The following is a 24,141-nucleotide window of genomic DNA, read 5'->3' as shown; positions in this document are numbered from 1 at the left end:
AGATCGGCCGCCATCAGCGCCGTCCCGGCGCTGCATGACTTGCCCAGCCGCTTACTCAGTTCGAGCGCAACCGCAGCGTCATCCCGCGAGGCGAGTCGAAGGCGCTGCTGCTGACAACCAATGGCAACGCGTACGGCAAGGCATCGGCGCTCAAGGTCATGCAGGACCTGGGGCGCAAGGTCGGCTTCGACATCCGGCCGCTGATGCTGCGCCACAGCTACGCTATCCACACGCTGCTGCTGCTCAAGGCCCACCCAGACATCAGGCTGGAGCCGCTCATGTACGTGCGCGACCGCCTCGGGCACAAGAGCGTGCAGACGACCATGGTTTACCTACAGCAGATCGAGCGGCTGCTGGGCGCCGAGGCGCTGTCGATGATGGCCGAGTTCGACCGCCTCTACGGCGTGGCGCCAGCGCTGCGCACCGCGGCTTCGTAGCATTCACTGCCCCACCCCGCAGGCTTGCGCATGGCAAAAACGAAGGTCTACCAAACCAGCGCGGCCCGCAGGGAAGACGCCCTCGCGGCTACTGAAGTGCCCGGTGGTGCCCCGTCCCTTCCCTATCCCGGTGGCGCGCGCATCGACATGGTGGCCTTGCTCGGATCTGACGCCCGATTCGCCTGTGGCGTAAGAACCTTCGACTTCAACGCCTGGCTGGGCCGGGGCATCGACGCCTGGGTCTGGGCGACAGTGGCCTGTCTCAGGGCCATGCTCCTGTCGGGCACACGCCAGACCAGCACCGTCACCAGGTACGCGAAGCAAGTCCCGCAGTTCCTGTCTTACCTCACTGAAGGCCGTGTGACCCCACGCGTGGCAACGCCGGCTGACCTTTGCCCGCTGCACATCGAGACGTACATCAGCTGGATGCGGGAACGCGCTCGGTGTCTGGGCTGGACCGAAGGATCGACGCGGACCATATTCAAGAGCGTCAAGGCCGTTGTGCTGGAGATGTTCACGCAGGGCTTCATCCTAGGCGAGCCGACACGGTTCTTCAGGCGAGCGCCGCTGCCTAGAGGAGACGGTGGCAACCGCCACACCGGTCTCAGCGACGCTGAGCAGGGGCGTCTGGCCCAGGCGATCAAGGCGGACCTTGTGGCGGCCCATCATCAGCGGCTGATGCTCATACCCAGGGACGTGCAGGCGCTGAGGCTGCTGCTGGTTGCCCATCGGCAGGGGACCAACCTCACGCCGCTGCTGGAGTTGCATCGGGATGCCATGGCACCAGGCGTGCTGCCCGGCACGATTCGCATCCGTACCGTCAAGTACCGCGGCAAGACCATCAAGTCCGGCGTTGGTCGCGCCGGGCCGGGTGGTACCCAGTCCGGGCCGCAGTGCGAGAGCGACATGGTCTTCGCGCTGGCGGAGGCAGCGGTCCTGCAGCAGGCGGTCAAGAGCACCGAAGCCCTCGTGGACGAGGCACCGGTGCGATACAAGAACCGGGTATGGCTGTACCGGTCCGAGGAGGCCGCTTCGTCGACGAAGGGCTTGGTCACCTGCCTGACGAGTGAAAGTGTGTCTTGCGCCATCCGCACCCTGGTCAAGCGGCACCAGTTGCGCGGTGATGACGACCAGCCGCTGCGGCTCAACTTCAGTCGGCTGCGCAAGTCGTTCTTCGAGCGCGCATTGCGCCTCACCGATGGCGACCTGGCGAAGACGGCGAACCTGATGGGCAACACGCCCCAGGTATCGGCCCTCCACTATGGCTCGCTGAACGACGCCCGAAAGGCCGAGGCAGCGAGGTTCATGAACGAAGACTACGCCGCCCTGATGCGCGGCGGCGCAATGAATCGCGGGGGAATGCCTATCGAGCCCTGCGTCATCGCGGTCTCGCACCCTGAGACCGAACGAAGCGGCATGCCGAGTTCGCTGCCGCAGCCCACGCCCGTGTCTGGCTGCAAAGACACGCTCAACGGCGAGCACGCGCCCCGCGATGGGCACAACCACTGCGACCGCTATGTGATGTGCCTGTTCTGCTCCAGCTTCGCCGTCACAGGCACGGTGCAAGAGCTGTGGCGGCTGTTGAGCTTCCAGGCCTTCGCCAAGGCGGAACTGGAACACCTCGATGCGGCGCTGGGACCCGAGCGCGGCAGCGACGACGCTCTCGAAGAGCTGCGAGACCGTTACAGGGTCGCCATCTCGTTCATCGACGACTTCACGCACCGCCAGTTCCCGCCCGGCAACGTCAGGCAGGCGCGTGCGAAAACCGAGACGTGCTTGCATCCCTTCTGGTATCACCAGATGACCGTGAGCCGCCGGGCGCGTACGCGTCAGCCCGAGCCCGGTCGTGACGCCCCCATGGCACTGCTGGGCGGCACAACGGAGGACCGTCATGGCCCCACGTAGCCGGAAAATCCTGCGCCAGGACGGCTGTGCCCAGACGGCGAAGGAGCCTCAGCACGAACCGCCGCTGCTGTCGGGTGCTGATGCCGCAGGGGCCACCGTGCTCTGCAGCGGAGCCCGAGTGCTTGCTGGGCGGGCGTCGGCGGCCATCGACACGCTCCGATCCCATGTGCGCCCCCAGGCCTTCGAGCTGCTGGCCGTCCAGCCGGTCAGCCTGGCGGGAATGTCGCAGGCTGAGCGCGACTTTGTCGTCATCACCGCCGTGGCTGATGGGCAGGGCAACGAGCACCCGGTGAGCCGCTTCGGCGACCGGATCTGGAACATGGCCGTCGAGACGAAGGCCAAGAACAGGAGTGCCTCCCGGCACGCCATCGCCTGGCCGGACAACGTCCCGAAGCCCCTGGTGGACGATGCCAAGGCGGCGCTGTACTGCGCGCTGCGCCGCGGCCCACATGGGAGGTCATGGTCAGCAAGCGCAGTGGCGATGGTGGGGCAGGAAGCGGTTCACGTCTTGCGGTACTTGGCATCCCTGGGCCTTCACAACTTCGGCCAAGTGCTCGCAGTCCACCTGTGCGATTACATCGCGACGTCGCGCGGCCTGAACCTGTCGGAGGAACTCGCCAAGCCGCGACGCCAACTCCAGCCGAATTCCGTCCGGAACAGGCTCGAGGTCGTCAATCTCGTCTGGCACTTCCCGATGGAGGTATTCCATCCGCTGCCCCAGCATCCCTGGGGCGGAGACACGTTCGCCCACGCCTGCGGTCACCACGACGACAGCGGTCCGTGCGGGCACACCGGCAAGACACCCGTGGTCCCACGTTCAGTGCAGCGCGCGCTCTTCGCGCATTGCGAAGCGTGTCTTGCCGAGGCGGATGCACTGCTCCAGGCCAGGGACGCGGGGAAGATCGCGGCCAACTCACCCGAGCTCACTGCGGTGCGGGACGCCGTGCTGTACCTGACACAGGCCACCTCGGGCATGCGCAACAGCGAGAGCATGGAACTCACCAGCGGCTGCTGGCGAAGCGAGTTGAGCAACGGAGTCGCCTTCCACTGGGTGCGCACCCGAGAGATCAAGACCCGCAAAGGCCCGGTGGACTACCTGATTGCGCCAGAAGCAGTGGGCGCGTTGAAAATCCTGCAGCGCTACGCCGAGCCGCTGCAGCAGCGTCTGGCCGACGAAGCCCGCTGGCTTGAGGGACAGTTGCGAGAATCTCCTGACCAAGGAAGTCGCTTGTTCAACTGCATGAGCGTCGCGGAAGCTCTGGGCCGTCTCAACCACGTTCGTGAAATCGGCGAGCACCTGTTCCTGGGCCTGGACAAGTCACGCTCTGACCACCTCGGTACCGGCTCACGGGTCGAGGTGATGAGCGCACACGCCTGCAACTACCAGCTCAAGACCCTGGCTCGTGCCGCGGGCACGGACTGGGACCTGGCCAACCACCAGTGCCGGCGCACGTTCGCCTACAACGTGGCCAATTCGCGCCTGGGGCGCATGGGCCTGGTGTTCCTCAAGTGGCAGCTCAAGCACACGTCGATGTCGTGGACCCAACTCTACGCCTCCAACCCTTACCAGGACCTGGCGCTGTACCGCGAGATGGAGGACGAGCAGGTCAAGGCGCGCGTCGATCTGATGGAAGGCTGGATGCAGCCCGACGCGCCGCTGAGCGGCGGCTCCGGCAGGAAGCTGATGCAGACCCGGGCCACGCCTGTGCGAGACCTCGAGGATCTGCTGCTGTACACCGCCGAGGCGGTCGAGGTCCGCAGCACGGGGCATGCGTGGTGCCTCAGTGGTACCCGAGGCTGCCACGGCCAGGGGGTCTACGACCCTGCGAAGTGCGCCGGGTGTTCGCAGGCCGTCATCGATCGCGACCAGGCCATCACTTGGCAGATGATCCACCTGGACAACCTGAGCCTGGCGGCCATCACCGACTGCGGGCCCGCCGTGGTGCAGAAGGCCCAGCGGGCGATCCGGCGCTCCGAAGAGGTCCTGAGTAACCTTGGTGTGCCCTTGCCGACCAGGGAGCAGGCCGAAACCTACGCCAAGACGGGAACCCTCCCATGAAGCCACCAGTGACGACCGCACGGCAGGCACCCCAGCCAGCGGCCCATGCGCCCCGGCAGCGCAACCGGGAAAAGACGCTGGAGGAACTGCGGTTCGCGATGCTGCGGGTCAAGAACAAGGGCCTGAAGATGAGCATCCGGGCGGTGGCGCTGGAGGCTGGCGTGGACCCCTCGCTGGTGCACAACACCTACCCCGACATCGCCGAAGAGATCCGGGCCCTCGTGGGTCGCAGCACGCGCAGGCAGCGCGACGAGGTGCGCGCAGACCTGGTGGCTGCTCGCCAGCGTCTGCGGGAGGTCACTGCCGAGCGGGAGCAGCTCAAGAGGGAACTGGCCGTGCTGGCGTCCGTGAACCTGACCCTGAACGACCAGGTAGCCGAGCTGAAGGCGGAGATCGAGGGAAAGCTCAAACGGATCGGCCCTGATCCGGTTGTTTAACCCTTCCCGAGTTGAGAGAGGCCAGCGCCACTGCTGTTCTTGCGCCGATGACGGCCCAATGCTGCTCACGGCCAGCGGGCGCCATGCACACTTGATCAACCATCCTGCGTCGCAGCCGGCTCCTGCGTCGAATGGCGCCTCGCCACTGCGATGGTTACCGCATACGCCTTGAACGTGGCAGTGGCTGGCTGCCCCACGGCAAGATCAAGCTCTTCGACTTCGTCGTTGGTCGCCGAGCTGGTGATGACGCCGCCGCCGGGCAGCGTCAGATGAACGAGGCTCGACACATCGCCCTTGTCGATGCGCGACACGGTGCCGGCGAGCTGGTTGCGCGCCGACAGCTGGTAGCCCTCGAAGTGGGTCACCAGTGCTACGGACGACGAGCTGACCATCGCGATGGCGTCCGCGCCGGGCTTGGCCTGCAGGCGCCTCACTGCAGTGCTGGTGAGGGTGGCCGCGATCTCCTGGCCGCCGGCCAACGCCACCGTGATCAGCGAGGTGACCGGCCCGCTCTCCACCGCAGTGATCGTCCCGGCGAACTGGTTGCGCGCCGTGGCCTTGATCGACATGCGCTTGAGCACGCCCGAGAGCTGCGGCTGCTGCAGCAGCCAGGCCTCCTGGGTCCTGAGGTACTCGCGATGCGTGGCCTGCAGGTGGCGCCAGGCATCCAGCAGGGCGTGCGCGGTGGGGGTGAGCCGCGAGCCACCGCCGCGCGCACCGCCGACGCTGCGCTCGAGCAGCGGCTGCGTGGCCAGGTTGGTCGCCGTCTCCAGCACGAGCCAGGCGCCGCGGTAGCTGTAGCCCGCCGTCGCGGCGGCGCGGTTGAGCGAACCGGTGGCTTCGATGGCGTCGAGCAGGGCGAAAAAGCGGGCGTCGAGCCGGCCGGCGAGCTTGAGCTCGCCGGTCAGCAGGCTGGCGTCGGACATGAGCGGATCTTCCTGGCAGAACCATGGCATTCTGGACCGTCCGAAGCCACGCCCGTGTCCACGCCGAAGGCGTGAGCGGTCCACGACCGGTGCGCTGCCCCGACATGGCCATAGAGCACGCGTACTGGATAATTGGCGGGAACGCGGCTCGCGAGTCCCCAGCCGTCGCAGGACGCCGCGAGCCGCTGACAGCCGACTTCCGGGAGGGCGTCATGTCCATCGCGATCATTGATTCCTGCGCCACAGACGCACCTGCGACGCCGGCCGCGCCTGAAGCGCTGGCCACCACGCTGCGCATCGAAGGCTGGGTGCGCAAGCCACTGGAGCTCGATGCCGCCGCGCTGGACGCCATGGACGGCACCCTGGTGCAGGACTTCGACGTGATCTGCACGTGGGACGGCTCGCACGGCGTGCTGCCGCCGGTGCGCGCGGTGTTCCTGGGCGACCTGATCATGCGCGCGCACCCGGCCTTCGAGCAGCGCGTGGACTACAAGCGTACGGCGCTCGTGGCCGAGGGTCGAGGCGGCTACCGGGCACTGTACTCGTGGGGCGAGGTCTTCAACTCGCCGCTGGGCCGCGGCATCGTGGTGGCCTATGCCCAGGACGGCTCCGCGCTGCCGCTCGACAAGGGCACCTTCGTGCTGTTCTCGCGCCACGACGTGGCCACCGGTCCGCGCTACGTGCAGGGGCTGCGCCGCATCGAGCTGGTCAAGGTCTGGTAGGGCCTGCCCAGCCCCCCTTCCCATCCCGCCTCGCATCCGCCTGGCGTCGCTGCGGTGGCCCGCTCCTTGCATCCTCTCCGTGCGCTGTGTAAAAAGCTACATAGCGAACAAAGGAGGAAGCGGATATGAGGACGTGTTCCAGTCACGGCTCCTGGCGGGCCGTCATGCTTCGTGGCCTATCCCAGGCCTGCGGCGGCCTGGAGGCACTGGTGATGTTGTCCGCGGACCAGTACCTGCGCTTGCCGCTGCCGCACGCCGACGCCGCGGCGTGGCAGCCGCTGGTAGGGCAGCGGGTGTGGGCGGACCCCGACCTGGGCGCCTTGCGGGCCGAAGCGCCTGACCAGGGGAAGTGCGGCCATGCCTGAGATCGACGCGACCTACGATGCCTGGCATCGAACCGTGCCCAGCTGCTTCGAGGGCCTGGTGGTATGGCCCCGGGCCTTCCGGCAACACGAAGACGAAGAAGCGCTGGCCATCAAGCTCGTCGGCGTGGACAGCGAGGGACGGCGCTGCTGGATTCGTCACGACCACACCGCGGTGGCCGAGGGCTTCGACATCGATGAGCAGCCCATCGACGTGCTGCTGGGCCACGAGCGCCGCACGGCGTGGCGGCTGCGTTCGGGCTACTGGCTGCTGCAGGTGGACCGCATCGAGCGGCTGGAGTCCTGCGCGCCGCGGGTCGTGAACCAGCCGGTGCTGGTGGTACGGGAGGAGGAGCTGGGGCTGTAGCCGGGCCGGGCGCCGGCTCAGGCCCCGTCGCTGCGCATGAACGCCACCTTCACATCCGCCGGTGGCGCCCAATACGGGGCAGAGCTCACGAGCAGATCGGCGCTAGCGCGGGCGTAGGCCACGGCGTTGGTGGCGTTGACGCCCCCGGCCGGGGCCAGCTTCACCTGCAGCCCGTGCTGCTGCAACGTGGCGCGCAGGGCCGCCAGTGCCTCGGGCGCGAAGCGTTCGAGCTGCAGCACGTCGGCGCCGGCCGCGGCTGCAGCCAGGGCTTCGGCCTCCGAGCCGACTTCCACCACCAGGCGCTTCTCCGGCTGCCGTCGGCGCAGCTCGGTCAACGCCTGCTGCCCCTGTTGCGGGGCGACAAACAGCAGGTGCTCGGGAAACACCAGCAGGCTCTCCGACAGGCCCAGGCGGTGCATCACACCGCCACCGTCCTTGACGGCACGGGCAGCGAACACGCGCGTGCCGGGAAAGTTCTTGCGCGTGCAGGCCACGGGCACTGTGCAGCTGGCCGCGTCGAGCGCATCCAGGATGTGGCGCACGCCGCCGGCGATGCCGGACATGCTCTCCACCAGCGTTTGCGCCGCCTTCCAGGCCAGCAGCAGTGCGTCGGGCCGGCCGCGGGCCTGCAGGAGCAGGCTGCCGGTGGCAACGCGGGCACCCGAAGGCCGCATCACATCAGCTGCCGCGCCGGCCAGCTCGAACAGTCGCGCCGCCTCCTCCACGCCGCTGAGCGTCATGTCGGCGCGGGCCGTGAAGCGCACGCTGCCCAAGCCGGCCAATGGCAGCGACTCGGTGGTCAGGTCGCCGTGCGGCGCGTCCTCGTCGAGGAGAGCACGCAGCACGGCATCATCCAGAGGGCGGCGAGATCCCATCCTCAGGGCTTCACCGCCACCATCACGGCGTAGGCCTTGAAGGTGGCCGTGGCCTGCTGGCCAACAGCCAGGCCCAGGGCGTCCACCGCGTCGTTGGTGACGCTGGCCGTGACGACGGCGCCCCCGGGCAGCGTGACGCCCACCAGCGAGGTCACGGCGCCCCTCTGCACCCGGGAGATGGTGCCAGCGAGCTGGTTGCGCGCCGAGAGCTTGTAGCCGGCGAAGTCCGTGACCAGCACCACCTCGGAGGACTTGACCAGCGCAATGGCCTCCTGGCCGACGGCCACAGCCAGGCGCTCGGCCGCCCCGGTGGTCATCGAGGCCGTGATCTCCAGGCCGCCGGCGATGCCGATGGTCACCTGCGAGGTGGCGGGCCCCTTGTTGACGGCGGAGATGGTGCCGGGAAACTGGTTGCGGGCAGAAGTCTTCATGGCGTTCCTCTATGGGTTTGGCCTGTGGGCCGGAATGAAAAACTGGAAGGCATCCAGGTGGCCGGAAATGCCGGGTTGTGGCGGGCGAGCACGGCTGCCGGTGCACGCCGAGGCTGATCCTGGCGTCGCGGCGCGGCTCATGTCGTGGCGGTGTGGCCCGCGGCCAGCAAGGCCCGCAGCCGTGCCTCCAGGGCACGCGGCGCGCGGGGTGGCTGTGGCTGCAGTGCCTGCTGGGCCACCTCGCGGCTCAGCGCACGGTCGAGGTCCACCTCGCGCACCGCGCGGCCGCCCTCGATGAGGAAGGCGACGTTGGCCAGCGCCAGGACGTCTTCCATGTCGTGCGTGATCATCACCGCCGGGATGCCCCAGCGCTGGCGCACCGCGCCAAGCTCCTCGCGCAGCTGCTGGCGCAGCATCGGGTTGAGCGCCGCGAAGGGCTCGTCCAGCAGCAGCACCTGGGGGTTGCACGCCAGGGCGCGCGCCAGTGCCACGCGCTGCTGCTGGCCGCCCGAGAGCGTGACCGGGCGGCTGTGCGCCAGCGCCGTGAGGCCGAAGCCGTCAAGCAACTCGTCCACGCGCCGGGCGTCGGCGCGCGACAGGCGCCGCCACCAGGCCGTGAGCCCGAAGGCGACGTTGTCGCGCACGCTCAGGTGCGGAAAGAGCGCGTAGTGCTGGAACAGGTAGCCCGCACCGCGCTGCTCGGCCGGAACGGCGATGCCGCCGGCGCTGTCAAACCAGGTGCGTCCACCCACGCGCACGTGCCCGGCGTTCGGCCGCAGCAGCCCGGCCATGGCCTGCAGCGTGAGCGACTTGCCCGCGCCCGATGGGCCGTAGAGCGCGACCACCGGTGCCTCGCTGGCAAAGCGCACGTCCAGGTCGAAGCGCCGGCGCCCGTCACTGACCGAGAGCTCGACGGCGACGTCAATCATGCTTGCCGAAGCCGTAGCGGCCGAGGATGGACTGCGCCTCGGCCGAGGAGAGGAACGCCACGAACTCGCGTGCCAGCGCCGGCTGCCTGCTGTCCGTCACGACCGCCGCTGGGTACGTCACCGGCGCATGGTCACGCGCGGTGAGTACGACGCGCACCTTGTCCTTCATCAGCTCGGCGTCGGTGCGGTAGACGAAGCCGGCTTCCACCTCGCCACGCGCGACGTAGTCCAGCACCTGGCGCACGCTGTCGGCGAACACGAACTTGGGCTCCACCGCCTCCCACACCTTGGCTGCTTCGAGGGACTGCTTCGTGTAGCGGCCCACGGGCACGGTGGCGAGCTTGCCGATGGCCACGCGCTTGACCTCGGGCCGGGTCAGGTCAGCGATCCTGGAGAGCGTCGGCGCGCCGGCCATGGGCGTGACCATGACCAGCGAGTTGCTGGTGAAGTCCCGGCGCGTGGCGGCATCAAGAACCTTCTCCTTGACGCCACGGTCCATGGTCTCCTGGTCGGCGCTCACGAACACGTCCACCGGCGCGCCCTGCAGGATCTGCTGGATCAGCACGCCGGAGGCGGCGAAGTTGAAGCGCACCGTCGTGCCGGGCTTGACGGCCTCGAAGCGCGTGCCGATCTCGCGAAACGCGTCGGTGAGACTGGCGGCGGCGGACACCGTGAGCTGCTGCGCGGCGGCCATCAGCGGCGCGGCAGCCAGGACGAGCACTGCGGCAAGGCGGCGGGAGAGTCTCATGGTTGGAAGGCTCCAGGGGTAGGTCGTTGGGGTATGCGGATCAGCGCGCGGCCAGGAAACGGTTGGAGGCCACGAGGATGGCCACCGACACGGCTGAGATCACAAAAGCCAGCAGCAGCGCGGCCTGGTCCTGGCCGGACTGCACGGCGTCGTAGATGGCCATGGAGGCGGTCTGCGTCTGGCCGCGGATGGAGCCCGCCACCATGAGCGAGGCCCCGAACTCGCCCATGGCACGGGCGAAGGCCAGGAGCGTGCCGGCCAGGATGCCGGGCCAGGCCAGCGGCAGCGTCACGCGCGCGAACACGCTCCAGCGTGACTGGCGCAGCGTGCGCGCGGCGGCCTCCAGGTTGCGGTCCACCTGCGAGAAGGCGGTGCTGGCGGCCTTGAGCACCAGCGGCAGCGCCACCAGCGCCGAGGCCAGCACCGCGCCGTGCCAGTTGAAGATGACCGTGTAGTTGAAGTGCTCGCGCAGCCAACCGCCCAGCACGCCGTGGCGGCCCATGAGCAGCAGGATGCCGTAGCCCAGCACCGTCGGTGGCAGCACCAGCGGCAGCATGCACACCGCCTCCAGCACGCCGCGTCCGGGCAGCCGGGTGCGGGCGAACGCCCAGCCCAGCGCCACGCCCAGCAGCAGGGCCAGCAGCGTGGCCACGATGGCCACCTGCAGGGTGAGCGCCAAGGGCGCCGCGTCGAACTGTTGTAGCAACTCGGACATTCCAGACAAACGTTACATACCTCACTTCATAACGTATCGTAGTGCATGGATCGTGCCGGGAGGGTCGCCAGTACACCCGTCGGCACAGACGTTGAACCTGGGAACGGGGCTGGCCACGGTCGTGCGTCTTCCGGCACGAGACTGCATGGCCAACACTGGAGGACTTCATGAAGAAAACCGTCGTGCTTTGCGCCGCGCTCACGGCCTTGCCTTGGGCCGCCGCCGCTTGCCCTGCGGACACGCGACCCCGCGCGCCTACGACGCTGCTATCGGTCGAAGGGGCGAACCCTGCCGGCGTCGCCCTGGACGCCGCAGGATTGGCGGCTCTGCCGCAGGTCAGTCTTGTGCAGCGGCAGACGGTGTCGTCGAGCGCCAGTGGCGCCAGCGAGCGCAGCGTGACCTATGCCGGTGTGCTGTTGCGTGACGTGCTGGCGCGCGCTGGCTTCGGTGCGCCGACGGATAGGGGCGCCCGCGTGGGCGTGATCGAGGCCGTGGCGACCGACGGCTACCGCGCTGTGTTCAGCTGGGGCGAGCTCTTCAACTCAAGCCTGGGCGAGCAGGTGCTGGTCATCTCGACCCAGGATGGCAAGGCGCTGGACGCCGCGGCCGGACCACTGGCGTTGCGCTCGCTCGGCGACTTGCGTCCGGGCCCGCGGCACGTGCGCAACTTGTGCGCCTTGGTCGTCCGCCGTTGAGCGTCCTGGGCAAGACGTCGGTGCCGTCGCCGCGCTGAGAAGACGAAAAGTGTGAGTAGCGAGAAGGCCCAGGCAATCAAGGCCATACAGCCAACTCACAGTGAGTAGCAATCTGAATACCGGGGATAATCAGGTCAGACAGGATTTCGCTGGCCGGCGACGGTATTGCTTTCGGATGGTGAGTCCGCTGTAGGCGAGGCACCCTGCCTCTCATCCTCACCCGGTTCTTCCTTTGGACAGGACGCCTTCCCGTTGGGTGTCGAAGCCGCGCGGCGTTCCTGTTGCTGTCGGGCAACCGCAGCTATCTGTGCCAACCGCGGTGCTAGGGATTCAATACAACGTTGGCGGAGCTTCGCAACTTTGCCCATCACTATCGTTTCTGAAAATGCCGCGTGAGCCGCTGCCTTCCCGGGCGCCCTTTGCGTAACAGCGGCCGCCTCAGGGGCCGAGCACGAGGTACAGCCCCCAGAACACCCCCAGGATGATGGCGCCGCAGATGGCCCAGGTGAGCAGCAGCGCCGTGGTGAAGCGGTAGGGGCCGCCGCCAATCTCGTCGCCGGGCATGATCCACATGCCCAGCACCGGGAAGGCGACGCGGAAGGTCATGCGCCGGTTTTCCAGCGCGGCGTTGAGCCGGAACAGCGTCCAGATGCCGATGAGCAGCAGCGGCAGCCCGAACGCCTCCGGGCCGAATTGCTGGAAGGCGCCCCACTGCACCAGCGCGGGCCAGGCCAGCGCGTCGATGACCGCGAGGTTGCGGCGAGTTGTCGTCGGGTGGTTCATGGCTGGCTCCTGATGGTCGATGACTGGACCCGCGAGCGGCAGGCCAGGCAAGGCGTGGGGTGAAAAAAGGACAACCCGGAGTTGCAGCTCCCCCCGGGCACGGATGCGGGGCTGTTACCTAGTGGGAGCCGCTCGCTCCTGCGTGGCCACCTGTGGCACGACAGCCTGCGTCGGCGCCGCAGTGCGTGCCACCGCCGGGTCATAGACCTGCACCGTGGGCACTGCCTTGCCCTGCGCAATCGCCTTGTCGATATGCGCGCCCCACTCCTTCATGGCGTCCGCTACGGTCGCGGCATCGAGCTTCTGGGTGTCCAGATAGGAGCGCATGGCGTTCATCGCCTGCTCGCGCTTCACGTCGACCGCGGGCGCCTGCGACTGCTGTGCCGCCTGCTGGGCGGCCCGTGCGGCGGGCTGCTGCTGCGCCGGCTGCTGGGCGCTGCCCTGTGCCGGCGCGGCCTGCTCCATCGTGTTGCCGCTGCGCTCGGGCTGCTTCGCTGCGGCCTGTTGCGGCCCCTGCTTCTCCTTCGCGGCCTGCTGCTGTGCCTGGGCCTGCGTCAGCCGCTTGCGGTCCTCGGCGGTGGGCGTGTGGCCCTGCACGTCGATGCCGCGCAGGCTGGCCTCCAGCCACACGGACCGCTTGAACTCTGGCGTGCCATTGATACGGATACCCTCCCAACCTTTGGCCTGCGCCATGTCGGCCATGGCGCGTACGACCGCCGGGATGTCCGTCTTGCTGGACAGTTGCTTGCCGTGGTCGGTGAAGGCCACGCGGCCCGCCTCGCCCTTGAACAGGTAGTCGTTGCCGCGCACGTCGAACCGCTCGTACAGCGCCGCCAGCAGTTCGCGCTGCCTGGCCTCCTTCGCAGAGCGTGGGTCCAGCGGCTGCGCCGGCTGCGGTGCCGGCACAGCGGCAGCGGCGGGCTCGGGCACGCCCACCATTTCACGCGCCACGCGTCCGCCCTCGGTGTGGTCATGCAGGGCGTGCTGGAAGAAACGCATGTCCTGCCAGGCAGGCCGTGAGGGCTGTGCCACCGGCTCAGGTGCAGCAGTCTGCTGTGTCTCCTGAGCAGCCTGCTGCACCGCTGCCTGCACGCGCTCCGCGGCCGGCTCGATGGTGTTCACCACTTCGGCGCGCGCCGCCTGCACCGGGCGCTGCTCCGGCGCTTCGATCTGCGCAGCAGTGATGGTGCCGGTGCGCCCCTTGGCGTCGATGAGCGCATTGACCACGCGCTGTCCCAGCGGCACCGACAGATCGTCCAGTGAGACGTCCTTGTGCTCGGCCAGCAGCTTGTTGCCAGCGTCGTAGGCCCGCACGTCATAGCACACGCCTTCAGGCGTGCTGCGCTTGCTGTACGTGAGGCGTTCCATCACGCTGCTGCCGTTGCGCACCGGCTCGCCAGCCTGCTTCTCGGAAACCTGCTGCTGTGGCTTGGGCGCCGGGTTCTGCTGTTCGCTCACGGAGGCTCCTTTCAAGGGCTCGGGCTGGGTTGCCTGCGGCATTGGCTCAGGCGGTGTCGGGGCGCCGGCGGTGGCTTCTTGCGTCGCCGTGGCTGACCGGTCCTGTGGCAGCAGCGCCATCGCTGCGGCATGGGCCGGCGCAAGGTGTGCGGCCTTCGGGTCAAGCGGCGGCACCAGCACCGGGAGCTGCCCGTACACGTAGCGCTGGACGCTCCTGGCCACGCTCATGTCGGCCGTCTTGTCCAGCGTGGCGACCTGCCCGGTGGACAGGTCAATGAACGTGGGACGCTGCACATCCTCAGGCGCATGGTCGAGCCAGGCCTGCAGCGCCAGCTCCCGGTGGTTCATCGTCAGCTCCTGCAAGTCACCGTACAGACGCTGATCGAGCTTGGGCACCACCCATCGACTGCTGTCCGTGGCCGCTGTCCAGTCGGTGACATGGAGCCCGTTGATGACGGACTGCTCCATCGCGCTGAAGTAGCCCGCGCGCACGTCCACGTCCACCAGCAGATCGTTGGCGAGGAGCTTGTTCGGGTGCTGGTACACGCCGAGGTCCGTGAGCATGCCCACCGTCCATGCGGTGGAGCCGACTTCGCGCGGCTCCCGATCCGGCTGGAGGTGCACGAGGCGCGGCTGCTGCTCGATGGGCGCGGCGTAGAAAGCAGCACCGGCTTGCCGGGCGTTGCCGAACTGCTGCGGTGCATGGTCCTTACGGTGGAGCTCGAAACGCTCATACAGCGCCAGCGTCACCGGCTCGCGCGGGGCATTGGTCAGCCCGGAGTGCAGGCCCTGGGACTGGTGTGGCTCCTCGGTCAACGAGATGGCCTTGGCCGGGCTGCGCTGTGCCGCCGCGTCGTAGCCTTGGCGCACGTCGGCCGGCATACCCAGCAGTTTGTGCGCGGGAGCACCGGCGCTGTCGTGCTCGGTCACGCCAATGATCGCGTGGCGCGCCTGCGGGTCGCCCCCATTGATGGAATACACATCGTGCTGCACCAGCTGCGGCAGCTCGTCACGATGGGCGTCAAAGAAGGCAGCGCCTGCACGCTGCGGGTCAATGAACGTGCGTGACTCCCGACCCTCGGCCAGCAGCTCGTAGCGGGTGCCCAGGTGCTTTTCCATGCCCGGCCCTCACTGTTGCGCCACCGTCGCGGTGGTGTCCTCCAGGAAGCCTGGTGCCGGCTCGGCGCCGTACAGCTCGATTTCCACGCGGCGGTTGAGCGCACGGCCCTCAACCGTGTTCACCGGCGCCACCGAGTCGCCTGCGGCCTGCCAAGTGGTGCGAATGCGCTGCGGGGGCACGCCGAGCTGCACCAGCAGCACCTGGGCGGCCTCGGCACGCTCGCGCGCGATGCGCTCGTCCGCCAGCGTGGCCCGCACCGCGTCCGTACGCCCGCGCACCATCACCAGCGGCGCCTTCTGCGCCGCGCTGGCCAGCACCGTGCGTGCACGCGGAGACAGCGTCAGCGTCCTGCCGCCGCTGGGGAAGCGCACCGTGAATACCACGTTGGCGCCCTTGGCGGCGACGTCCAGCACCGGGATGCCCAGCGCGGTGCGCACCATGGCCGGGTTCTGTGCCTCGTTCATCAGGCGCTGCGCCTCGCTCATGCGCCGCTGCAGCGCCAGCTCCGCGCGGGCGCGGTCGAGTTCTGCCGTGGCAGCCAGCATGGCGATGCGCGCCGGGTCGTTGACCTCGCGCCGGGTGTGCTCCGGGGCCTGTGCCACCTTGGGCGCCGACGAGCAGCCGGCAAGGACACCGGCCAGCGCCAGGGATGCGGTCAGGATCGTGGTTCGCATCGGGCGTTTCCTTCAGGGGTGATAGGGGTGGGAGGAGCCGGCAGCGGGGGGCATGCCGAAGTCGGCGGGCAGCTCGTCGTCGTAGGCGCTGCCCCCGGCGGCGGTAGCGGCGTCGTTCACGTCATCCAGGGTCGGGGCCGGCTTGCCCACCCTGCCCTTCTTCAGCGCCGCGGCTGGTGCGGCGGCGGGGGCCTTGGGCGCGCGCGGCTTGCGCAGCTTCTTGGCGGTGCCCTCGTCCAGCGGCTCGCCGCCCATGGCGGTCCACATGCCGGTCACCAGCGCCTTGACTTCCACCGGCGAGGCGTTGGCCTTGACCGGCGGCAGCGCGGCGGTGTTGATCGCCAGGCGCTCCATGGGCAGCGGCTCCGACACGCCTTCGTCGGGCCGCATCGGGCGCACCTGCTTATGGACCCTGGCCAGGTGCAGCTTCACGTCCAGCGGCTGCACCTTGGCTGGTGGTATCGCGCGACCCTTGAGCGCCGGGTCCTGGTCCCAATAGGACTTGTCGCACAGGATGGGGCGGTGCCCCTCCAGCATGAGGATCTGCTTCCTGCTGTCCAACAGCCGCAGCTCCTGCGGGTACATCAGCGGGCGGCTGGCCTGTGCCTCGTTCTGCCCGGTGCTGCTGCCGCCCCCGCCCTTGCCGTGCGAGGTGCCGTGGCTGTGGCTGACGTTGCGCTCGGTGTAGGTGCCGAGCATCTTGGAGTACGCCTCGGCGTCTTCGGTCTCCTTCGGGGCAAAGAGCACCTGCAGCGCGATGGCGGTACGCATGGCGCGCGCCGTCTCTTTGCCGTACTCGCCGGCCACCTGCGCCTCGGACTGGCAGATGATGAGCAGCCGCATGTCGTAGCCCGGCATCAGGCCGATGGTCCGCGCGATCACGTCGATGCGTCCCGGGACGGTGAACTCGTCCAGCAGCATCAAGCATTGGTGCTTGAGCGTCGTGTCTTGCTCGGGCAGCTTGTCGGTGTTGAGGTTGATGGCCTGGGTGAGCAGCAGCGTGGTAAGCAGCCGAGCCTGCGCGAGCTTTCGCTGCGGGATGCACAGGTAGATGCTCATCAGCTCACGGCGCACCTGCCGCAGGTCGAAGTCGTTGGTGCTGGTGGCCGCATCGAGCAGCGGGTCCGCGAAGATCGTCAGCGGGCCGGTGAAGGTGCTCTTGATGCCGCCGAAGGTGTTGGCCGGGCTGGACAGCACGCGGTTCAGAGCGTCAGCGCACTCCGAGGACAGCGCTCGCTTGGCCTTGATGCGGTCGTTGATGAGGTCGGCCAGCGTCTTTTGCAGCGGCTCGCCATGCCCCGAGGCCAGCCGCAGCATCTGCCCCAGCGTGCGCGGCAGCTCGGGCGTCTCCAGCAGGTACAGGCACAGACCCTGGAACAGGTCGAATGCCTGGTCCGCGAAGAAGTTGCCCGTGTCACCCTCGCCCTTGCTGCCGTCCTTGGGGAAGATGATGCGGGCGATTTCCTGGATGTCGGCCACGCGCCGCAGCGGGTCTGTCCGGATGTAGCCCAGCGGGTTGTAGCGGCACGTCCTGAAGGTTTCCTCGTCGAAGGGTGCGAAGCGGAACACCTGCTGCCCGTAGGCGGCGCGGATGCCAGACGTGGCATCGAAAAGTTCGCCCTTGACGTCGAGCACGATGGTGCTGCCGGGGAAGTTCAGCAGGTTGGTGACGGCGATGCCGCGGCCCTTCCCGCTTCGCGGCGGCGCGGCGACCCACACGTACTGCTGGCCGGGAAACGTCAGGTAGCGGCCCTGGAACTTGCCGACGATGATCCCCTCGCCGGTGAGCAGCCTGGCGGCCTCCACCTCGGCAGCGTCCGCGAAGCGCGCATCCCCGTACAGCGCGCGGCGGCGACGCAGCCGCGACACGAGGATGGCCGCCGGCACGATGCCCAGCGCGAAGGCGTAGCCCCCGGCCGTGGCCTTCACCAGCCGGGGCCGCTGCACAGGGTCGGCACCATGGCGGTCCCAATACTTCGGCAGGCTCGTGAGCCGCACATGCGGGATGACGCCGTACTGCTTGTTCTGCACCACGAAGGCGGCGCCCGACAGCCAGGTGCCCGCAACCATGGCGCCCAGCGCGGCGGCCCCCACGAAGATGCACTTCGCCACGGTCCGGCCGCTGATCGTCTTGCGATCTTCGCTCATGCCTGCGCTCCTTGGGCCGCGCGCAGACGCCGCTGCGGGTCGAAATACAGCTCGCTGACGAAGCGGCCTTCGCTGGGGTCGTTGCCGAATTGCACGACCACATCCACGGCCATGCGCAGCAGGCGGTCGATTTCCTGCAGCGGCAGGCCGGCGCCGCCCGGACCCTGGCGAATCATCAGTGCCATCTGCGCAAAGGCTTCCTCGCAGGTGCCGGCGTGCAGCGTCGTCATGCTCCCCGGGTGGCCGCTGGCGGCGGCGCGCACGAAGAAGAAGCATTCCTCGTCGCGCACCTCGGCCAGCAGGATTCGGTCGGGGCGCATGCGCAGCGCGGCCTTGAGCAACTGGCGCGGCGTGATGAGCGCCAGCCCCTGCTCGTCGTCGGTGTAGAGCAGATGCACGGCATTGGGCTGCGTCAGCATCAGCTCGCGCACGCTCTCGATGGTCACGAGCCGCTCGCGCTGATCGATGAGGCTGCACAGATACTTCAGCACATAGGTCTTGCCCGCGCCGGTCTGCCCGCTGACCACGATGGTCTTGCGCATCGTCACGGCCAGCCGCAGGAAGCCCAGGAAGTCGCCTTCGTCCTTCAGCCTCATCAACTCGTGGTCCATGACAGGTAGCGCACGGGCTCCCGGCTTCATGAGCCGGAACAGCGGCGCTATGTCTTGCTCGGTCGGAATGTGCGACGAGGGGCGCCGGATGGTGAGGCTGAAGGTTCCCTCGGGCACCGCCGGGTAGATGCAGAACTGAGCGCGCTCGCCCCCGGGCAGGCCCACGGACAGCAGCGGGTGCTCGGCGTCGAGCGTGGCGCCGCGGTAGGCGGCGATGGCCTCGGCCATGTGCATCAGGTGCGGCAGGTCCAGCACCGGCACCTCATGCCGCTGCCAGCCGCTGCGCGATTCGGTCCATACCTCGCCGGGGCGGTTCATCAACACCTCGGTGACGTCCTCGTGCGCCAGGTAGTCCTGCAGCGGGCCGGCGAAGAACTCGGCCACCATGGAGCGGGAGTGCAGCATGTGCGCGCCCCCTCTTCAGCGCGGCAGCGCCGCCGGCCGCAGCCGGTACACGCCCGCAAAGGACAGGTCGCGCTGCAGCAGCACGGCCACCTCGTCGCCCTGGTTGGCGGTGAGCAGCGGCTTGATCTTGATGGTGGCGTTGAGGACTTCCTCCGCGATGCGGTTGCCGCCCTGTGCCGTGCTGCCCAGCACCACGGTGGCGCCGCTGCTGTCGGGCGAGCTGGCGTTGACGGCCACGCGCACCACGCCATCGAGCAGCGACAACAGCACCGAGGCGCCGATGCGCTCCACCCAGCGGTTGTTGACGTGCGCCGGGATGCCGCCCTCGCCCAGCGGGCCAGTGGCCGGCGAGTCGATGTTGACCACCACGCCGCGGGGCGTGCGCAGCCGGGTCCACGTCGCGGGGATCGTCACGATACCGGGCTGGATCTGCACCATCTGGTAGTTGCCGGTGAGCACCGAGCCCTTCTCGGCCAGCACCACCTGGCCATCCGCGCCGCGCAGCTCGCGCGCGAGAACGCACTTCACCTCGCCGGCCGTGCTGGTGATGACCTTCGTGGCGAGGTGGCAAACCATGCTGTCGCCGGCCGGTGCCGTGAGCGACAGGTCGCCCAGCATGCGCGCCTGCACCGGCTCGTCGTCGCGCTGCTGCGGCGGCTGCGCTGCCGGCACTGGGGGGCGCTGCGCCGCCTGCGGCATGGGCACCGGGGCCGGTGCGGGCATGTCGCGGCCCGGCACGTAGTTCATGGGCATGAAGCCCGGAGCGGCGGGCGCCGGCACGGGCACGGGAGCCTGCTGCTGCTGCTGCTGCTGCATGCGGCGCTGCGAGTCCTGCAGCAGCACGGCGGCCTGCTGCCGCAGGCTGGCCTTCATCTGCTCCAGCTCGGCGTCGTTGCCAGCCATGGGCACAGCGCCGCCGGGCGCGGCCGGCGCCGCCGCGGCGCGTGCGCGGCTGGACAGCAGCATGGTGGCATCGCGCGGGTCTTGCGCCGGCTTGCCGCTGGCGCCCGCGTAGGTGCCAGCGCCGCCGCCGCCGCCGCCGCCGCCGCCGGCAGGCTGCTCCGTGCGCTGCATGGGCGCCGGCTGCAGGTCGTCCAGCGCGTACTCGGGCTTCTTGTCGTTGTGCCTGGGCGCCGAGGCGGGCTCGGAGGCCCGAGGGGGCGGCGTCGCGGGGGTGTCATCCAGCTTCACGCGGCGGCGGTTCGCCAGTTCCTCGGCGGCCAGCCGCTCCTGCTCCTGCTCCGCGCGCGCCTGGTCGCCGGCCCGCTGCCACTGCGCCAGCTTCCATGTGCCTGCGGCCACGGCGGCGCAGGCCACCACCACGGCGCCCACCGCCATCGCAATGGTCTTGTGGGGCAGCCCGGGGCTGTGCAGTGCGGCCACGTTCGGGATGCGCACGGCGGGCGCTGGGGCCGCCGTTGCCGGCGTCGACACAGGCGCGGGCGCCGCGGCCGGCGGCTGCTGCGGCGGGTTGCTGCTTGGCGTGGTCATGGCATCACTCCTTGAATTGCCCGGTACGCGGGTCGGCCACCTGGCGCTCCACGCCATCGGCGTAAGCCCCGCGCACGGGGCCGCGCCCTTCCGGGTCGTAGGCGCCGTTGCGCACCGACACCACGGCGCTGCCGGCGCGCAGCACGAGGCCCGGGGCCACGAGCGGCACGGCGACGAGCTCGAAGTCAGGCAGCGCCGTCACGTTGCTCATGTGCTCGCGGCCATCGAGCGTCACCTCGAACACCGCCGGCACCGGGCGGTTGCCCCGGAACTCCAGATAGGTCGTGCGGCCGTCATCCCAGACGGCGCTGGGGACGATGTGCGCGCTCTTGTCGTCGGCGGCCACGGTGTAGGCGCTGTTCTTCACCAGCGGGCGTGCCTTCAGGCGGCTGTCGAGCACTTCCTCGGGCCGCGGCAGCACCGCCAGCGCCTGCTGCATGCGCTGCTGCGCCAGCGCCTGCAGCGGGTCGGCCGGCGCGCGGTTCAGCACCACCTCAGCGCGCAGCGCGGGCGCCTGCCGGCCCTGCACGATGTTGAAGATGAAGCTGTAGGTACGCTGAGCCGTGACCACGGTGAGCGTGTTGCCACTCGGGGCGCCGCCGCGGGGCTTCACGCCGATGGTGCGCATGCCGGGGACGGCGACGACGCACCACTGATGGGCCTCGTTGTCGCAGTCCGAGCCCTGCCCCACGAGCGGCTCCTGCGTGATGGCCTCGCCGGGCGGGAGCTGGATGGTGGTGCCCACGGCACGGCGCACGGGGATGACCAGCGGGCGCTTGGCGTCGTAGGGCACCTCCATGATGACCGGGGCTGCCTCCGGGATCTGCCCCTTTTGCTGCGCCAGCACGGCGGCAGGCAGCAGTAGTACGGCAGGCAGCAGGCGGCGCCTCATCACTGCACCACCCCCGTTGCCATCACGTCCGAGCGGTAGGCCGTCACGAGGAAGCCGAAGGGGTTCTCGTTGCGATCCTGCGGCTTCATCTTCATGCCCGGTCGGTATTCGAAGCGCACCGTTGCCACGTACCGCTGGCGCGAGTTGGGCCGCGAGCCGTCAAAGTGCGTCGAAACCAGGTCGTAGGTGACGACAGCCTCGCGGGCCTTGCTGCCGTCGCGCGCCGCGCCGGTGAGCCGCGTGCCGATGATCTCCACGCGCTGCTCCACGTTGCCCTTCCAGTCCTCGTCGCGGGGCTTGCGCGTTTCGTTGGGGTCGAAGGGCTGGAAGTACGGGGCGAACACCTGGGGCGTACTCATGCGCGCCACAGCGTCCATGTCGGCCTGCAGCATGCGGTACACATAGCCCTCGCGGGCGCGCACGAAGCGTTCGGCGTTGCCCTTGTCCATGGCCTCCACCACCGGCACCGTGTCGTCATCCAGGCGCTGGCCGTAGAAGGTGGCGCCGGTCACGCTGTCCACCACGATGGGGATGAACACCTGCTCGCGCAGCGCGGCCATGGAGGCGATGCCGCCCACGGCCAGCGCCAGCAGCACGCCGAGTCCCTTGGCGACGTTCCAGGCGCGGCGCTCGCTTTGGTCGCGCATCAACTCGCGGTCGGTTTCCCAGGTGGCGTTCTGCTCGTAGGGGTCGGCGTCAGGTTTCAGGTGTGCCGTCAGGGCGTCGGCGGTGGTGCTCATGGGTCGGGCCTTTCAGAACTTCAGGTGATCGGCGAGGCGCCCCGGCCGCTGCAGCATCTCGACGGTGCGCGCAGTCCGCTCGGCGTCCTCGACGCGGCGCTGGTTGTCCAGCGTGGCGGTCAGCGTCTGCACCTGCGTGGAGGCGTTGGCCAGGGCCGCCTGCTCGCCGTTGAGCCGCGCGATCATTTCCAGCTTCGCGGCCTGGTCGTTGGTGCCGTTGATGGCGTTGATGAGCCCGTTGATGACGTTGACCCGCTGCCCGGTCTTGTTCATCGCATCGACCAGCATCGCGCGCTCTTGGTAGGGCATGCCCAGCGCCGCCTCGCACTGCTGGCGCTGCTGCGGCGTCAGCGCGCCAGTGCAGCCGTAGGTCATGGACTGCGCCCGCAGCGCACGGGCCGCTGCGGTCAGGCCGCCGAAGCCGCCCGTGGCCGCGCCCTGGATCAGCGCCTGCGCGTTGGGCGGCACGTAGTGGTCCAGCGCCGGGGCACGCAGCAGGGAGCCGAGCAGCCGGGCGCCGTTCATGCTGCCGAGCTGCTGCTGCAGGTTCTGCATCTGCGCGGCGTACTGCTGGATCATCGTGATGTTGTCAGCGAGCTGCGTCAGCCACTGCGCCAGTTCGAACTTGGAGTTGATGTCGTCTATCAAGTCGTAGGTTGGAATGCCGGCGGGGTGCGCGGCGGTGCTGGCCGCGAGCAGCACGGCGGCTGCCGTGCGGCGCAGGGTGCGGAGGGGACGCATGTCGTGCTCCAGGGTGTAGAGGGGGCGTCAGGGCCGGCGGCCACCGGCTGCGGCGATGCGCTGGTAGGCCCACTGCGCACTGGAGGCCACGGCGCTGCCCATGGCCTGCCCGGCGTTGTAGGCGCGATTGGGTGCGACGGAACCGCCGCCTGCGCCGTTCGGGTTCGGGGCGGGCTGCTTGCCCTTCTTGAGCAGGTGGTACATCTGCATCACGGCCCCGGCGCCCATCTGCATCGGGCTGCCGCCAGTGAGGCCGGCTGCGAAGGACGGCCCTTGCCACAGGAACAGGCCGAAGGCCAGGCAGAAGGCGAGGAACACCGCAAGCTTGGCGAACACGTTGAGCACGCCAAGGTTGGCCGAGAGCGCACCCACGAGCACGGTGTTCATGTTCAGCGTGAACCCCAGAATGAAGAACACGACCCAGGTGAGGACCACGCTGCCCAGCAGCGCGCCCAGCCAGTTGAAGAAGTACTGGCGCGTGGCCTGGAACATGAGCGTGAGGATGAAGATCGGCCCCACGCCCAGCAGGAAGCTGCTGATGGCTTTGACGAAGAACACCACGCACAAGGCGAAGAACAGGAAGATCACGTTGCCGAACGCGAACGCCACCGCCACGACCAGCCCCAGCACCGGGTCGATGGTCCTGAATGCGCTGTTCAAGAGCATCTGGCCGGCGAGGTTGCTGGCAGCAGTGTTGAAGACGTCCAGCGCGTTCCACACGCTGTTGATGTTCTTCAGTTGGGAGCCGGGCGGCGCGAACATCGTGACGACGTTCGTTGCCAGCGCGTTGTGCGTGTCGATGACCCACTCGTGGTAGAAGCCACCTACCGTTGCGGTACCAACGATCAGGTACAGCGTGGACGCCTTCCAGGCGAACTCCATGATCGGGTCACTGCTCTTGCCCAACATGGTCATGATGGCGAAGTGCAGCACCCAGATGGTCACGAGGCCCAGCGCAATCGGGCCAAGGTAGGCGATGAGCTGACGCACCACCTGCCCGACGAAGGCGAACAGGGTGTTGTCGATCTGTGTGCCGAGAACGCTGATGATTGGGTCCATGCTGCGCTTACTCCTGCACCTCGGTGAGCGGGAAGCTGTAGTAGCCCACGCACTGCGCGCTGTCCTGCCGCGGGCACTTGAGCCACTGGCCGCCGCGCTTGATCACCCACGCGCGCAGCCGCTGCTCGGCCCCGGGCTGGTAAACGCGGCAGTTCTTCTCTATCCAGGGCTGCAGGCACTCGACCCGCCCGGTGCGGGTCTCGATGACGTAGCCCGGCAGCCCGGCGCCGCTGCTCCATGCCTCGGCAGGCATCGGCGTCGGGCGTCCGAACTCGTTGCGCGGCCCCGGGGGTTCCTCGACCATGCGTATGCCACCGGGCAGCGTGCGAACGGCCTCGTTGGGCGCCCCGGCATGGGCCGCGGCGTAGGCAGCCAGGACAGCGGCGGCGAGCAGGTACTTCATGGCTTGCT

The 24,141-nt window shown here is 68.9% G+C and carries 25 protein-coding genes; 8 read left to right on the top strand and 17 right to left on the bottom strand.

What is annotated here, in order from left to right; all coding sequences use genetic code 11:
- Positions 1-158 precede the first annotated feature (158 nt).
- Genes Q0741_RS14755 through Q0741_RS14740 form a run of 4 tightly spaced genes read left to right on the top strand, consistent with a single transcriptional unit; the run spans position 159 to position 4,838 of the window.
- On the top strand, positions 159-437 hold the full coding sequence (locus Q0741_RS14755; RefSeq protein WP_298233969.1) for a hypothetical protein: 279 nt from the start codon (positions 159-161) through the stop codon (positions 435-437).
- A gap of 30 nt (positions 438-467) precedes the next feature.
- Positions 468-2,342: a hypothetical protein gene (locus tag Q0741_RS14750; protein WP_298233968.1), complete on the top strand. Its 1,875-nt coding sequence runs from the start codon at positions 468-470 to the stop codon at positions 2,340-2,342.
- Positions 2,329-4,401 (top strand): tyrosine-type recombinase/integrase, encoded by a 2,073-nt coding sequence (locus Q0741_RS14745; protein WP_298233967.1) that lies wholly within the window; start codon positions 2,329-2,331, stop codon positions 4,399-4,401. The genes Q0741_RS14750 and Q0741_RS14745 overlap by 14 nt, the downstream gene beginning before the upstream one ends.
- Positions 4,398-4,838, top strand: coding sequence for a TetR family transcriptional regulator (locus Q0741_RS14740; protein WP_298233966.1), 441 nt, complete (start codon positions 4,398-4,400; stop codon positions 4,836-4,838). The genes Q0741_RS14745 and Q0741_RS14740 overlap by 4 nt, the downstream gene beginning before the upstream one ends.
- Before the next feature lie 95 nt (positions 4,839-4,933).
- Here the strand turns inward: Q0741_RS14740 and Q0741_RS14735 are convergent, their stop codons facing one another.
- The gene (locus Q0741_RS14735; protein ID WP_298233965.1) at positions 4,934-5,764 is read right to left on the bottom strand and encodes a TOBE domain-containing protein; all 831 of its coding nucleotides are present in this window, start codon (positions 5,762-5,764) and stop codon (positions 4,934-4,936) included.
- A gap of 212 nt (positions 5,765-5,976) precedes the next feature.
- On the opposite strand from Q0741_RS14735, the gene Q0741_RS14730 reads away from it, so the two are divergent.
- The 3 genes from Q0741_RS14730 to Q0741_RS14720 all read left to right on the top strand — a co-directional run bounded on the left by Q0741_RS14730 (position 5,977) and on the right by Q0741_RS14720 (position 7,215).
- On the top strand, positions 5,977-6,486 hold the full coding sequence (locus tag Q0741_RS14730; protein WP_298233964.1) for a hypothetical protein: 510 nt from the start codon (positions 5,977-5,979) through the stop codon (positions 6,484-6,486).
- Positions 6,487-6,650: 164 nt separating this feature from the next.
- Positions 6,651-6,851, top strand: a complete 201-nt coding sequence (locus tag Q0741_RS14725) for a hypothetical protein (protein WP_298233963.1) — start codon at positions 6,651-6,653, stop codon at positions 6,849-6,851.
- Complete coding sequence (locus tag Q0741_RS14720; protein ID WP_298233962.1) at positions 6,844-7,215, top strand: hypothetical protein; 372 nt, start codon at positions 6,844-6,846, stop codon at positions 7,213-7,215. The genes Q0741_RS14725 and Q0741_RS14720 overlap by 8 nt, the downstream gene beginning before the upstream one ends.
- A gap of 17 nt (positions 7,216-7,232) precedes the next feature.
- Here the strand turns inward: Q0741_RS14720 and modD are convergent, their stop codons facing one another.
- The 5 genes from modD to modB all read right to left on the bottom strand — a co-directional run bounded on the left by modD (position 7,233) and on the right by modB (position 10,913).
- The gene (gene modD / locus Q0741_RS14715) at positions 7,233-8,060 is read right to left on the bottom strand and encodes a ModD protein (protein WP_298233961.1); all 828 of its coding nucleotides are present in this window, start codon (positions 8,058-8,060) and stop codon (positions 7,233-7,235) included.
- 32 nt (positions 8,061-8,092) lie between these two features.
- On the bottom strand, positions 8,093-8,521 hold the full coding sequence (locus Q0741_RS14710; RefSeq protein ID WP_298233960.1) for a TOBE domain-containing protein: 429 nt from the start codon (positions 8,519-8,521) through the stop codon (positions 8,093-8,095).
- A gap of 137 nt (positions 8,522-8,658) precedes the next feature.
- On the bottom strand, positions 8,659-9,450 hold the full coding sequence (locus Q0741_RS14705) for an ABC transporter ATP-binding protein (protein ID WP_298233959.1): 792 nt from the start codon (positions 9,448-9,450) through the stop codon (positions 8,659-8,661).
- Positions 9,443-10,198 (bottom strand): molybdate ABC transporter substrate-binding protein, encoded by a 756-nt coding sequence (gene modA / locus Q0741_RS14700; protein WP_298233958.1) that lies wholly within the window; start codon positions 10,196-10,198, stop codon positions 9,443-9,445. Before modA ends, Q0741_RS14705 begins: the two co-directional genes overlap by 8 nt.
- Before the next feature lie 40 nt (positions 10,199-10,238).
- Entirely contained in the window at positions 10,239-10,913 is a 675-nt protein-coding gene (modB, locus tag Q0741_RS14695; protein ID WP_298233957.1) for a molybdate ABC transporter permease subunit, read from the bottom strand.
- A 167-nt stretch (positions 10,914-11,080) separates the two neighbouring features.
- Here modB and Q0741_RS14690 point away from each other — a divergent pair, with 167 nt between their 5' ends.
- The gene (locus Q0741_RS14690; RefSeq protein ID WP_298233956.1) at positions 11,081-11,608 is read left to right on the top strand and encodes a hypothetical protein; all 528 of its coding nucleotides are present in this window, start codon (positions 11,081-11,083) and stop codon (positions 11,606-11,608) included.
- A gap of 438 nt (positions 11,609-12,046) precedes the next feature.
- Here the strand turns inward: Q0741_RS14690 and Q0741_RS14685 are convergent, their stop codons facing one another.
- The 11 genes from Q0741_RS14685 to Q0741_RS14635 form a co-directional block, all read right to left on the bottom strand.
- Positions 12,047-12,391 (bottom strand): hypothetical protein, encoded by a 345-nt coding sequence (locus Q0741_RS14685; protein WP_298233955.1) that lies wholly within the window; start codon positions 12,389-12,391, stop codon positions 12,047-12,049.
- Positions 12,392-12,505: 114 nt separating this feature from the next.
- Positions 12,506-14,968, bottom strand: coding sequence for an LPD7 domain-containing protein (locus Q0741_RS14680; RefSeq protein WP_298233954.1), 2,463 nt, complete (start codon positions 14,966-14,968; stop codon positions 12,506-12,508).
- A gap of 9 nt (positions 14,969-14,977) precedes the next feature.
- Complete coding sequence (locus Q0741_RS14675; RefSeq protein WP_298233953.1) at positions 14,978-15,643, bottom strand: OmpA family protein; 666 nt, start codon at positions 15,641-15,643, stop codon at positions 14,978-14,980.
- A 12-nt stretch (positions 15,644-15,655) separates the two neighbouring features.
- Entirely contained in the window at positions 15,656-17,791 is a 2,136-nt protein-coding gene (locus Q0741_RS14670; RefSeq protein WP_298233952.1) for a type IV secretory system conjugative DNA transfer family protein, read from the bottom strand.
- Positions 17,788-18,807, bottom strand: coding sequence for a P-type DNA transfer ATPase VirB11 (gene virB11 / locus Q0741_RS14665; protein ID WP_298233951.1), 1,020 nt, complete (start codon positions 18,805-18,807; stop codon positions 17,788-17,790). Before virB11 ends, Q0741_RS14670 begins: the two co-directional genes overlap by 4 nt.
- Before the next feature lie 15 nt (positions 18,808-18,822).
- Positions 18,823-20,298 (bottom strand): TrbI/VirB10 family protein, encoded by a 1,476-nt coding sequence (locus tag Q0741_RS14660; RefSeq protein WP_298233950.1) that lies wholly within the window; start codon positions 20,296-20,298, stop codon positions 18,823-18,825.
- Positions 20,299-20,302: 4 nt separating this feature from the next.
- Complete coding sequence (locus Q0741_RS14655) at positions 20,303-21,190, bottom strand: TrbG/VirB9 family P-type conjugative transfer protein (protein ID WP_298233949.1); 888 nt, start codon at positions 21,188-21,190, stop codon at positions 20,303-20,305.
- On the bottom strand, positions 21,190-21,930 hold the full coding sequence (locus Q0741_RS14650) for a type IV secretion system protein (RefSeq protein ID WP_298233948.1): 741 nt from the start codon (positions 21,928-21,930) through the stop codon (positions 21,190-21,192). The genes Q0741_RS14655 and Q0741_RS14650 overlap by 1 nt, the downstream gene beginning before the upstream one ends.
- Positions 21,931-21,942: 12 nt before the next feature.
- Positions 21,943-22,671 carry a type IV secretion system protein gene (locus tag Q0741_RS14645; RefSeq protein ID WP_298233947.1) on the bottom strand — a complete coding sequence of 243 codons (729 nt, stop codon included), beginning with the start codon at positions 22,669-22,671 and terminating at the stop codon, positions 21,943-21,945.
- Positions 22,672-22,698: 27 nt separating this feature from the next.
- On the bottom strand, positions 22,699-23,730 hold the full coding sequence (locus Q0741_RS14640; RefSeq protein ID WP_298233946.1) for a type IV secretion system protein: 1,032 nt from the start codon (positions 23,728-23,730) through the stop codon (positions 22,699-22,701).
- Positions 23,731-23,737: 7 nt separating this feature from the next.
- Positions 23,738-24,133 carry a hypothetical protein gene (locus Q0741_RS14635; protein ID WP_298233945.1) on the bottom strand — a complete coding sequence of 132 codons (396 nt, stop codon included), beginning with the start codon at positions 24,131-24,133 and terminating at the stop codon, positions 23,738-23,740.
- Positions 24,134-24,141: the final 8 nt, after the last annotated feature.

The organism is uncultured Azohydromonas sp., assembly GCF_937926365.1.
Taxonomy (GTDB): Bacteria; Pseudomonadota; Gammaproteobacteria; order Burkholderiales; family Burkholderiaceae_C; genus Azohydromonas.
This window is presented reverse-complemented; position numbering and strand designations above follow the sequence as displayed.